A 12932-nucleotide genomic window follows, 5' to 3' on the forward strand; every position below is an offset into this window, starting at 1 on the left:
AAGTACCTATTTCCACTGAAATAGGTACTTTTTATCTTGAGATAGGCCTGTTCTAAATGCTTCTCCCAGGCAGAAGGCTTATGGGTAAGATGTAATCTTTGGCGATTTTCTCTTTAGCAATCCGCTTTAAAAGAATTTCGACAGTTAATTGAGCAATTTCTGGAATAGGTTGTTTGATGGTTGTAAGTTGTGGGAAATAATTTTCAACAAATGCTGTCCCATCGTAGCCAATAAGCTTTAAGTCTTTTGGTACGGATAAGCCTAGCTGTTTGGCTACTTTCATGATTAAGATTGCAGTTAAATCATCTGATGCAAAAATACCATCGGGCTTACGGGTAGCTAAAATAGATTTGATTTCCATTTCACGGCGTATAGGTGACAGGTGATTCGGCAATTTAATAATTTCAGCGCTTTTTTTTAATTGGTAGGAAAAACCAAGTTGACGTAAACCTGTCGGTGAATCAGAGTTATCGTTACCTGTTATCATGATGATAGTCTGGCACTGATAACTTTGCAAAGTTTGTGCAGCCAATTGACCTCCTTGAAAGTTATCAGAAGAGATAATGGGAACGTTAGGGGCTAGGTTGCGGTCAAAAGCCACAATAGGTGCTTCCACACGTTCATAATCTTCGATACCCAAGTTATGACTAGATGAAATAATACCATCAACTTGATTAGCAGCCAACATTTCTAAATAATCTCGTTCTTTAAGAGGGTCATGTTGACTGTTGCAAATGATCGTTTTATAACCGGCCTTAAAAAGTTCAATTTCTAAGTGTTCAATCAGTTCAGAATAAAAAATATTGCTGATATTAGGGAAAATCAATCCAACAAGTCGGGCTGATTTGCCTTGTAGGCTACGAGCAAAGTTGTTGGGCTGATAACCTAATTCACGCATAGCAGCTTTAACCTTGTCCACTGTTTTTTGGGACAAGTAGCCCTTTTTATTAATGACACGTGAAACAGTTGTTGGGCTAACTCCAGCCAGTTCAGCAACATCGGTTAATTTTGCTACCACACTAATACCTCATTTCATAGTAAAATCCTTCAAGCTCACCATCTGGCATTAGAAGAGCTGATGCCTCCTCTTCTGGGAAATAGCGGCTTGTTAGGACAAATTGACCCTCATTAACAAAAATTTCAACGATAGATCGGTCTACGTAGATATTAAGTGTAACATCTCCTTTTGGAATTTGGCAAGAGCGTTTGTTTCCAAATTTTTCAGCGAAGCTATTAGAAGACTGACTACGGTCAAGCGTTATCTTCCCTTCTTGAGTATTGACAGTGATGGCTAGGCCTTGACCTTTTCTATCAGCAAAAAGAACCAAACTTTTCTGCTCGTGACTAGGAACAGTTATTTCTAATAAGTAGCAATTTGAGGTATCCTTTCTTTGCTCTAGCATTTGAGGTTTCATTTTCAAGTCTGAAAGAGCCCTGACAGGCCTTTGATACAAGATGTCATCCTTAATCGTTAGTTCTTTGACAAGACTAAGTGCTCCCTGATAAGCATAGTTATCGGTTGGATAGTCAATGTCGGGAAGGCCAATCCAAGAGATAGCGAGGACACGGCCGTCAGGACTATTAAAAGCCTGAGTGGCGTAGATTTCAAAGCCAAAATCAAGATTCCGCAAAGGCCCCTGACCAAGTAAACGTCCGCTTGCTGGATCGAAAGCGTCAAAAATCTGATAGGTATTAGGATAAATATTGGCATAATCCAACTCTTTTTTAGAAAGTCCCTGAGGACAGTAAATAAGAACCGGCCTTTGGTCTATAAATACTAAATTAGGACACTCAATCATATACTCACTTGCTTGCCGACCAATATCTAGATTTGACACGAATTCCCAATTTTCCACATCGTTATTGATGGCTTTATAGAGCTTGATAAAAGCTCTCTTTTTATGACTCTGAGCACCAATAATAGCATACAGCTGATCTTGGTATTCAAAAATCTGTGGATCTCGAAAATGTTCTGTCACATCTTTAGGTTGGGAAATAAGGACTTGAGAGCACTTTTTGATCTGGCCGTCAGTTGACAGATAGGCACCAATTTGTCTGGGGTCGCGTAGCCAATTAGCATCTCGTACGTTACCAGTGTAGAATAGAAATAATTGATTAGCAAGGGCGTAGGCCGAGCCAGAATAAGCCCCTTCTTTATCATTAGCATGATCAGGAAGTAATTTTATTCCTGTCTCTTCAAAATGAACTAAATCATCGGAAATAAGATGAACCCATTGCTTTAAGCCATGAGCTGGACCGTAAGGCCAATTCTGATAGAAAAGATGGTATCTGCCATTAAAGTAAGAAAAACCATTTGGATCATTTAATAAGCCGGTTCTAGGTTCTATATGGTAATGAACATGCCAGGGAGAATCAGAAACCTTAGCCTTAATCAGCTGAAATTCTTGTTCTGACCACTCCTGATAAGGTCGGTAACGAATTTCCTTTGGTAAATCCATGGTACTACTCCTTTATCGCATTCTTAAATTATATACTAAACGTTTTCCGCATAAAAATCAACATTTTATATAAAAAATAATATTATTTATATCAAACGCTTGACATAAATAATGAAGCTGCTAAAATGGTTATCAAGAGATAAAGCAGATTTATCAAAAGTGAAAAGGAGAATTTGCAAAGATGGACAATAGAGAAATTGCAAAGCAAGTCATTGACGCTTTAGGTGGACGTGAAAACATCAAAAGCGTTGCGCATTGTGCCACACGGTTAAGGGTTATGGTTATTGATGAATCAAAGATTGATAAAGAAAGGGCCGAAAATATTGAGAAAGTAAAGGGGGCTTTCTTTAATTCAGGACAATACCAAATGATTTTTGGTACTGGTACTGTGAATAAGATTTATGATCAGGTGGTAGCTTTGGGCCTACCTAGCTCCACTAAATCTGAAATGAAAAGCGAAGCAGCAAAACAAGGAAACTGGTTTCAGCGATCAGTTCGTACCTTTGGTGACGTCTTCGTACCCATTATTCCAGCTATTGTAGCGACTGGTCTTTTTATGGGGCTCCGAGGACTACTTGGTGCACTTGGCATGTCTCTTCCAGAAGATCTGAATGTCTATTCTCAAATTTTAACTGATACCGCCTTTATTGCGCTTCCGGCATTAGTTGTTTGGTCGACTTTTAGAGTTTTTGGAGGCAATCCCGTTATTGGTATTGTGCTTGGTTTCATGCTAATCTCTGGTTCGCTTCCTAATGCATGGGCGGTTGCTTCGGCTGGAGACGTTAAACCAACTATTTTCTTTGGTTTTATTCCTGTCGTTGGTCTGCAAGGTTCTGTTTTACCAGCATTTATCATCGGGATCATCGGTGCTAAATTTGAAAGGTTTGTCCGTAAATATGTCCCAGAAGTTTTGGATTTATTGGTGACGCCATTTGTAACCTTGTTGGTGATGTCAATTCTTGGCTTATTTGTTATTGGGCCAGTATTCCATGTTGTTGAAAATGATATCTTATTAGTCACAGATGCCATTCTTGCTTTACCATTTGGCTTGCCCGGCTTACTTATCGGTGGTGTCCATCAAGTCATTGTTGTTTCAGGGGTTCATCATATCTTTAATTTACTAGAATCACAATTGATTGCTCATAATGGATCAAATCCCTTTAATGCTATTATCACAGCTGCCATGACTGCGCAAGGTGCTGCGACGGTTGCTGTCGGTGTGAAGACCAAAAATCCAAAACTAAAGGCTTTAGCCTTTCCAGCAGCTTTATCAGCCTTTTTAGGTATCACTGAACCAGCTATTTTTGGGGTAAATCTACGTTACCGGAAACCCTTCTTTCTTTCCTTGATTGCAGGCGCTATTGGTGGAGCGACAGCGTCCTTGCTTGGTTTGGCAGGAACTGGCTTTGGGATTACGATTATCCCAGGAACCTTGCTATACCTAAACGGGCAACTCTTGCCATACCTTTTTATGGTTGCCATATCCTTTGTGGCCGGTTTCACCTTAACCTATCTGTTTGGCTTCGAAGATGAAGACAGTGAAATAAGACCTAACAAGGTTGAAACAGAAGAAATTAGTGCTAATACTAATAAAGATGAAGACATTATTTTTTCACCACTTGATGGACAACTCCTAGCTCTTGATCAAGTCAATGACCCAGTCTTTGCGTCGGGGGCTATGGGAAAAGGCGTAGCCATCAAACCAAGTGGAAATAGTTTGTATGCTCCACTTAGTGGACGAGTAGAAGTTGTTTTTGAAACGGGCCATGCTTTTGCTATCACATCTGCCAGGGGAGCTGAAGTATTGATTCATATCGGAATTGATACTGTTTCAATGGCGGGCCTTGGTTTTGAACCGTTAGTGTCAGTTGGTCAAGAAGTTAAAAAAGGCGATTTATTGGCTCGTTTTGATTCTGCTAAAATTAAAGCAGCTGGTTTGGAAGATGTAACCATGGTTGTTCTTACAAACACTTCTGATTATGAAGAGATTACTATTGTGGAGGCTACGGAGCTTTCTCATGGTCAAAAACTTTTCGTAGCTCGGTAAAAGAAGGCTAGCATCGTCTAGCCTTTTTGGAAGCCTTTCTAGTGAAAGAGATAGCGTAACGTTGACAATGATAGTCTAAAAATTTTCGCTAGTCATTTAAAAGAATTAATTTAAAAAAGGAGAAAAAATGGCAGGCTTATATGGAAGCATTGAAGCAGGTGGTACAAAATTTGTCTGTGCTGTAGGTGATGACCAGTTTAAAATGATCAAACACCTTCAATTTCCGACAACAAGTGTTGAAGAAACAATTGCGAATTGCATCACTTTTTTTGAGCCCTTTAGAGATCAATTGCTTGGTATAGGAATTGGTTCTTTTGGTCCTATTGATAGTGATCAAGAGTCACCTACTTATGGCTATATTACTAATACTCCAAAGGAGGGTTGGGCAAATGTTGATTTCCTTAGTGAGTTTACAAAAGCTCTGTCAGTTCCTGTCTTCTTTACAACTGATGTTAATAGTTCTGCCTATGGGGAACTATTAGCTAGACCTCGTGTTAATAGTCTTGTTTACTATACCGTTGGCACTGGAATTGGCGCTGGAGCTATCCAAGGAGGTCAGTTGATTGGAGGCTTAGGCCATACGGAAGCAGGTCATACTTATGTGAGACCTCATTCGTCAGATCTTAAAAATGGCTTTACAGGGGTTTGTCCATTTCATCAAGGGTGCTTGGAAGGCATGGCATCAGGCCCAAGTTTGGAGGCAAGAACAGGAGCAAAGGGGGAATTATTGCCAATTGACTCGCCTGTTTGGGATATTCAGGCTTTCTATATTGCTCAAGCTGCTCTACAAGCAAGCATGCTTTATCGTCCAGAACTTATCGTTTTTGGTGGAGGTGTGATGGCACAAAACCATATGCTTGAACGAGTACGCCATCACTTTGAAGTCCTTTTAAATGGTTATCTCCCAGTACCGAATTTGAAAAAGTATATTGTCACACCAGCTGTGACAAATAACGGATCAGCGACACTTGGGAATTTTGCTTTAGCTAAAAAGGTTTCGAAGAAATCAGAAGCTTTGTGAGATTAGTCAAAAGTCATGTCATGTAAGATTTGGCTGATAGTAGTCATATAGTGGACGAAAGTGGTATAATGGGCCTATCGATTATCATATTCAAATGAAAGAGGAAGTTTATGTCAGAACCATTTTTTCTGAAATCTTGTATGCACGATAAAATTTGGGGTGGAACAAAGCTAAGAGAAGTTTTTAATTATGATATTCCCACTGAAACAACAGGTGAATATTGGGCCATCTCAGCGCATCCAAATGGTGTTTCAACTATTATCAATGGACGATTTGCAGGCCAAAAACTTGATCGTGTTTTTAGGGAGAACCCTGCTTATTTTGGTAACCCAGAAGAAAAAGTTTTTCCATTATTAACTAAAATTTTAGATGCTAATGATTGGTTGAGTGTTCAAGTGCATCCTGACGATACTTATGCCATGGAGCATGAAGGTGAACTAGGGAAAACAGAATGTTGGTACATTATTTCAGCAGAACCTGGTTCTGAAATTATTTATGGACACAAGGCTCAATCTAGGGAAGAACTCAAGGCTTTGATAGAAGCTGGTGACTGGGACAATTTACTGACAAGGATTCCCGTTGAAGCTGGTGATTTCTTCTATGTTCCAAGTGGTACCATGCATGCTATTGGTAAAGGGATTATGATTCTTGAGACACAACAGTCCAGTGATACCACTTATCGGGTCTATGATTTTGACCGTAGAGACGAAAAAGGCCAACTGCGTGACCTACATATAAAGCAATCCGTTGATGTATTGACAATTGGTAAACCTAAAAATAGTGTACCGGCCACTCTTGTCTTAGACCATATCGTTACCAGCACCTTAGTTTCTAATCCCTTCTTTACAGTCTACAAATGGGTAATTGATGGTTTAGTAGATATGCGACAGACAGCTCCCTATTTACTTGTTAGTGTCTTAGAAGGGCAGGGGCAATTGTCAGTAGGTGCAGGAGCATATGATGTCAAAAAAGGGATGCATTTTATCCTGCCTAACGATGTTAAAAAGTGGACCTTTGAAGGACAACTAGAGATGATTGTGAGTCACCCTAACACTTTATAATAGTTAGACATTATCATAGAAATACAAGTGAGAGAAGAGGGATAGGAAACTCATTCCTTTTCTCTTTTCCTTTATTGGGTTTTCTTGTACTAGTTCCTTAATTATGTTAAAATGAACTGATAAGATGATCGAAAGGAATTAGAATGGCCAATATTCTACGCAAAGTCATTGAAAATGACAAAGGCGAACTCAGAAAATTAGAAAAAATTGCAAAGAAAGTTGAATCTTACGCAGATCAGATGGAAGCACTATCTGACCAAGATTTACAAGCAAAAACACCCGAATTTAAAGAACGTTATCAAAATGGGGAAACCCTTGAACAATTGTTACCCGAAGCTTTTGCAGTTGTACGTGAGGCTGCTAGACGTGTTTTAGGTTTATACCCTTACCGTGTTCAGATTATGGGGGGAATCGTCCTTCATAATGGAGATGTTCCTGAAATGCGAACAGGTGAAGGTAAAACATTAACAGCAACGATGCCTGTTTATTTGAATGCCATTGCTGGTGAAGGGGTACACGTTATTACCGTTAATGAATACCTTTCAACCCGCGATGCTACTGAAATGGGTGAGGTTTATAGTTGGCTTGGTCTTTCTGTAGGGATTAATTTAGCAGCTAAATCACCAGCAGAAAAACGTGAAGCTTATCTTTGTGATATTACCTATTCAACCAACTCAGAAGTTGGGTTTGATTACCTGCGTGACAACATGGTTGTACGTCAAGAGGACATGGTTCAGCGTCCATTGAACTATGCTCTAGTTGATGAGGTTGACTCTGTCCTGATTGACGAAGCTAGAACTCCTTTGATTGTTTCAGGTGCCGTTAGTTCCGAAACTAATCAATTGTACGTGCGTGCTGATATGTTTGTCAAAACCCTAAATGCTGATGACTACATTATTGATGTCCCAACAAAAACAATTGGTCTTAATGATTCAGGAATTGATAAAGCGGAATCTTATTTCAACTTAAATAATCTTTACGATATTGAAAATGTTGCTTTAACTCACTTTATTGATAATGCCCTTCGCGCTAATTACATCATGCTACTTGATATTGATTATGTGGTTAGTGAAGATGGAGAAATCTTGATTGTTGACCAATTTACAGGTCGGACCATGGAAGGACGTCGTTTCTCTGATGGCTTACACCAAGCTATCGAAGCTAAAGAAGGCGTTCGTATCCAAGAAGAGTCCAAAACAAGCGCTTCAATCACTTACCAAAATATGTTTCGTATGTATAAGAAGCTTGCAGGGATGACAGGTACTGCCAAGACGGAAGAAGAGGAGTTTCGCGAAGTTTACAACATGCGAATTATCCCAATCCCAACCAACAAACCTGTTGCACGTTTGGATCATACAGATCTCCTTTACCCAACTTTAGAATCAAAATTTAAAGCGGTTATTGCTGATGTTAAGGCTCGCCATGAAAAAGGGCAACCCGTTTTAGTTGGTACGGTAGCTGTCGAAACCAGTGATTACATTTCAAAACAGTTGGTCGCTGCAGGCGTCCCTCACGAAGTTTTGAATGCTAAAAACCACTTCAAGGAAGCTCAAATTATCATGAATGCTGGACAACGCGGCGCAGTTACTATTGCAACCAATATGGCTGGTCGTGGTACAGACATCAAACTTGGCGAAGGTGTTCGTGAATTAGGCGGGCTTTGTGTAGTTGGTACAGAACGACATGAAAGCCGTCGTATTGATAATCAGTTGCGTGGACGTTCTGGTCGTCAGGGAGACCCAGGAGAATCACAATTCTACTTATCTTTAGAAGATGACTTGATGAGGCGTTTTGGCTCTGATCGTATTAAAGCATTCTTGGACAGAATGCGCGTAGAAGAAGATGACGCTGTTATTAAATCACGAATGTTGGCACGACAAGTAGAATCTGCTCAAAAACGTGTCGAAGGAAATAACTATGATACTCGTAAGCAAGTTCTACAATATGATGATGTCATGCGGGAACAACGCGAAATCATTTATGCTAATCGTCGTGATGTTATCACAGCGAACCGTGATTTAGGGCCTGAAATTAAGGCTATGATTAAACGGACAATCAAACGAACAGTTGAAGCTCATACACGCAGTAATCGTAAAGATGCGATTGATGCGATTGTTGCTTTTGCACGAACAAATATTGTCCCAGAAGAATCTATTTTTGCTAAAGACCTCCGTCATTTAAAAGACGATCAGATTAAAGAGTTATTGTATGAGCGTGCGCTTGACATCTATGACAGTCAGATGTCTAAGTTACACGATCAAGAAGCCGTTTTAGAATTTCAAAAAGTCTTACTGTTAATGATTGTTGATAACAAGTGGACAGAACATATTGATGCTTTAGATCAACTACGTAACTCTGTTGGCTTACGTGGTTACGCCCAAAACAACCCAGTTGTTGAGTACCAAGCAGAAGGTTTCAAGATGTTCCAAGATATGATTGGTGCTATTGAGTTTGATGTCATGCGTACTATGATGAAAGCACAAATTCATGAACAAGAAAGAGAACGTGCAAGTCAGCATGCAACAACAACTGCTACTCAGAATATTTCTGCTCAATCTGCAACTGGCATAACGGATTCTTCTCAAGATTTCGCACACGTCAAACGGAATGATCCATGTCCATGCGGTTGTGGTAAGAAATTCAAAAATTGTCATGGTCGCAAAGCTTTTAATAGCTAATTTTAATCCTAGATTTTTTCTGATAATGATGATGAAGCTAAGCTTAAGGCTTGGCTTTATCGGCTTTTATAATCTAATGAGATAGAAATAATGATTGATTAAGGTAAGAAAATGATTATTGGACATGGCATTGATTTGCAAGAAATTTCAGCCATTGAGCGGGTTTACCAGCGTAACCCTAGATTTGCTCAGAAAGTTTTAACCCCGAGAGAACTCGCGATTTTTGAGACCTATAACAGTAAAAGACAAATAAGCTATTTAGCTGGACGCTGGTCGGCCAAAGAAGCCTTCTCTAAAGCTATGGGATCGGGAATTGGGAAACTAAGTTTCCAAGACATAGAAGTGGCTTCAGATGAGAAAGGCAAGCCCTACTTTAGCCAATCCCCTTTTAGAGGAAGAAGCTTTTTAAGTATTTCTCATAGTGGGGATTTTGTACAGGCAAGTGTGATATTGGAGGAAGTGTGATGATCTCAAGTATACATCGTCCAACAGTGGCAACTGTTGATTTAGAAGCTATTCGAAATAATATTAAAGCTGTACAAGGGCATATCCCTAAAGGAACAAAAACCTATGCAGTGGTTAAAGCTGATGCTTATGGTCATGGGGCAGTGGAAGTTTCTAAAGCTATTGATAAAGAAGTGGATGCTTATTGTGTGTCTAACTTAGATGAGGCTTTGGAGCTCAGACAGGCGGGGATTAGTAAAGAAATTTTAGTCTTAGGTGTAGTACTAGCTGATGCTTTACTTTTAGCAATTGAAAATCAGATTACTGTAACAGTGGCTAGCCAAGAGTGGTTGGATGATGCACAGGCCTTTCTTGGTGAAGACCTAACTAACTTGCATGTCCATGTCAAAGTTGACTCTGGTATGGGGAGAATTGGTGTCCGTAGCTTAGCTGAAGCCAATCAGTTAATTGCTGGTTTACGTCAAGCCAAGGTCGCTGTTGATGGTATTTTCACTCATTTTGCTACAGCTGATGAAGCCGATACGACAAAGTTTCAATCACAATTAAACTTCTTTACAGACTTAGTTAGTCGTTTGACTGATAAGCCTGACTTGGTTCATGCTAGTAATTCAGCAACAAGCCTTTGGCATAGTGATACGATTTTTAATGCTGTTAGACTAGGAATTGCCATCTATGGTTTAAATCCGAGTGGCTCTGATCTTAAGCTGCCTTATCCTTTGAAACCTTCTTTATCATTAAGGTCGCGTCTGGTGCATGTTAAGGAAATTCAGGCCGGAGATACTGTTGGCTATGGGGCTACCTATACTGCTACTGAAGATGAATGTATTGGTACGATTCCTATTGGATACGCAGATGGTTGGACAAGGGACTTACAGGGCTTTGAGGTGCTGATTGACGGTCAATTTTGTCAAATTATAGGAAGGGTATCAATGGACCAAATGACGGTCAGATTACCAAAAACTTATGAAATCGGGAAGTTAGTGACCTTAATCGGGACAAGTGGCGACCAGGAAATTACAGCGACAGATGTAGCTGAAAAAAAGGGTACTATTAATTATGAAGTTCTTTGCCTTTTAAGTGATCGTATTCCCAGAAAGTATCAGTAGTGAAATAAAAATAAAACTCTTGTATAATGGTTACAAGAGTTTTTTGACTAAAATAGAAGGTATAACTATGCATTTACATTCGCCACTTTCGGAGTTAAAAGGTTTTGGCCCTAAATCAGCTGAAAAATTTCAAAAATTAAATATTTTCACGATTGAAGAGTTGTTACTTTACTATCCTTTTCGTTATGAAGATTTTAAGAGTAAGTCGGTTTTTGATTTGCAAGATGGAGAAAAGGCTGTACTGACGGGGACAGTTGTGACACCTGCAACTGTTCAGTATTATGGCTTTAAACGCAATCGCTTAAGTTTTAAAATTAAACAAGGTGACTTAGTAATAGCCATTAATTTTTTTAATCAACCCTACTTAGCTGATAAGGTTGAATTGGGTAAAGAAGTAGCGGTTTTTGGTAAATGGGATCAAAAAAAGACAAGTGTAACAGGAATGAAGTTCTTGATGAGTCTTGAAGATGATTTACAACCGGTTTACCATGTGGTACAGGGGGTCAGTCAAGCAGCTTTAATTAAAGCTATCAAATCAGCTTTTGATACTAACCTATTATCAGAAATAGAAGAAAATATTCCTGAACTCTTGATTCAAAAATATCGATTGATGGGGAGACAAGAAGCGATCCGGGCGATGCATTTTCCGGCGGATTTACCAGAATACCGTCAGGCTCTTCGTCGCATTAAGTTTGAAGAACTCTTCTACTTCCAAATGCAATTACAGGTGCTTAAGCATGCTAATAAATCAGAAACAGCCGGTTTAGCGATAGCTTATGACAAAAAAGCTTTAGAACAAGTTATTGCAGGCTTGCCATTTTCTTTAACAGGAGCGCAACTAAACAGTTTAGAAGAAATCTTGAAGGATATGGCTAGTGGTCAACATATGAACCGTCTTTTGCAAGGTGATGTTGGATCAGGTAAAACAGTCATTGCCAGTTTAGCCATGTATGCGACCTATACAGCAGGCTATCAGTCCGCGCTAATGGTACCAACGGAAATTTTAGCAGAGCAACATTATCAGAGTTTAACAAATCTTTTTCCAGAACTCTCAATTGCCATTCTAAAATCTGGTATGAAAGTAGCAGCTAAACGAAGTGCATTGGCCGCTATTGCGGATGGTTCAGTCGATATGATTGTGGGGACCCATGCTCTCATTCAGGATGCAGTTCAGTACCATAAACTTGGTTTAGTGATTACTGATGAGCAGCATCGATTTGGTGTGAAACAGCGACGTATTTTCCGCGAAAAAGGTGAAAATCCCGATGTTCTCATGATGACAGCAACACCCATTCCAAGAACGCTAGCCATCACAGCTTATGGTGAAATGGATGTCTCCATAATTGATCAATTACCAGCAGGTCGTAAACCTATCGTGACCCGGTGGGTTAAGCACCAGCAGCTCCATGATGTTCTAACTTGGATGCGCCAGGAGATTGCCAAAGGCGCCCAAGTTTATGTTATTTCACCTTTGATTGAAGAGTCAGAGGCATTAGATTTAAAAAATGCTGTCGCTTTAGAACAAGAGTTAAAAAACTACTTTCAAGGTGATGCAAGAATAGCCCTGATGCATGGTAAAATGAAAAATGAAGACAAAGATGCTATTATGCAAGCTTTTAAAAATCAAGAAATTGATCTATTGGTTTCAACAACAGTCATTGAGGTTGGTGTTAATGTGCCAAATGCCACAATCATGCTTATCATGGATGCCGATCGCTTTGGTTTGAGTCAATTACACCAACTACGAGGAAGGGTAGGACGGGGTCATAAACAATCTTATGCTCTATTAGTAGCTAATCCCAAAACAGAGACAGGCAAAGAGCGTATGCGCATCATGACGGAGACTAGTGATGGTTTTGTTCTTGCAGAAGCTGATTTAAAAATGCGGGGTTCCGGTGAAATCTTTGGAACGAGGCAATCCGGTATTCCAGAATTTAAAACAGCTGATTTACTAGAGGACTATCCAATCCTTGAGGAGGCACGCCGAGTAGCTAGTGAAATTGCTAGTCAAGCCAATTGGCAGACTGACCAGAGATGGCATAAAATTGTTAAGAATCTTAACAAAAATGATGTCTTTGATTAGAGATAACAACTG

Annotated in this window: 9 protein-coding genes; 7 read left to right on the top strand and 2 right to left on the bottom strand. The window is 39.7% G+C overall.

Annotation, left to right across the window (positions count from 1 at the left end):
• Positions 1-52: 52 nt before the first annotated feature.
• Positions 53-1018, bottom strand: a complete 966-nt coding sequence (locus tag STRPS_RS06080) for a LacI family DNA-binding transcriptional regulator (protein WP_007892107.1) — start codon at positions 1016-1018, stop codon at positions 53-55.
• A gap of 1 nt (position 1019) precedes the next feature.
• Positions 1020-2459: a sucrose-6-phosphate hydrolase gene (locus STRPS_RS06085; protein ID WP_007892133.1), complete on the bottom strand. Its 1440-nt coding sequence runs from the start codon at positions 2457-2459 to the stop codon at positions 1020-1022.
• Between the two features lie 181 nt (positions 2460-2640).
• Here STRPS_RS06085 and STRPS_RS06090 point away from each other — a divergent pair, with 181 nt between their 5' ends.
• From STRPS_RS06090 to recG, 7 genes are all read left to right on the top strand, one after another.
• Positions 2641-4506 carry a PTS beta-glucoside transporter subunit IIBCA gene (locus STRPS_RS06090; RefSeq protein ID WP_007892121.1) on the top strand — a complete coding sequence of 622 codons (1866 nt, stop codon included), beginning with the start codon at positions 2641-2643 and terminating at the stop codon, positions 4504-4506.
• Positions 4507-4633: 127 nt separating this feature from the next.
• Positions 4634-5527 (top strand): fructokinase ScrK, encoded by an 894-nt coding sequence (scrK, locus tag STRPS_RS06095; RefSeq protein WP_007892089.1) that lies wholly within the window; start codon positions 4634-4636, stop codon positions 5525-5527.
• A gap of 110 nt (positions 5528-5637) precedes the next feature.
• Positions 5638-6588: a mannose-6-phosphate isomerase, class I gene (gene manA, locus STRPS_RS06100; RefSeq protein WP_007892157.1), complete on the top strand. Its 951-nt coding sequence runs from the start codon at positions 5638-5640 to the stop codon at positions 6586-6588.
• Positions 6589-6731: 143 nt separating this feature from the next.
• Positions 6732-9266, top strand: a complete 2535-nt coding sequence (secA, locus tag STRPS_RS06105; protein ID WP_007892110.1) for a preprotein translocase subunit SecA — start codon at positions 6732-6734, stop codon at positions 9264-9266.
• A gap of 111 nt (positions 9267-9377) precedes the next feature.
• The gene (gene acpS / locus STRPS_RS06110; RefSeq protein WP_007892099.1) at positions 9378-9731 is read left to right on the top strand and encodes a holo-ACP synthase; all 354 of its coding nucleotides are present in this window, start codon (positions 9378-9380) and stop codon (positions 9729-9731) included.
• The gene (alr, locus tag STRPS_RS06115; protein WP_007892134.1) at positions 9731-10837 is read left to right on the top strand and encodes an alanine racemase; all 1107 of its coding nucleotides are present in this window, start codon (positions 9731-9733) and stop codon (positions 10835-10837) included. Before acpS ends, alr begins: the two co-directional genes overlap by 1 nt.
• Positions 10838-10904: 67 nt before the next feature.
• Complete coding sequence (recG, locus tag STRPS_RS06120; RefSeq protein ID WP_007892188.1) at positions 10905-12920, top strand: ATP-dependent DNA helicase RecG; 2016 nt, start codon at positions 10905-10907, stop codon at positions 12918-12920.
• Positions 12921-12932 lie beyond the last annotated feature (12 nt).

This window comes from Streptococcus pseudoporcinus LQ 940-04, assembly GCF_000188035.1.
GTDB lineage: Bacteria > Bacillota > Bacilli > Lactobacillales > Streptococcaceae > Streptococcus > Streptococcus pseudoporcinus.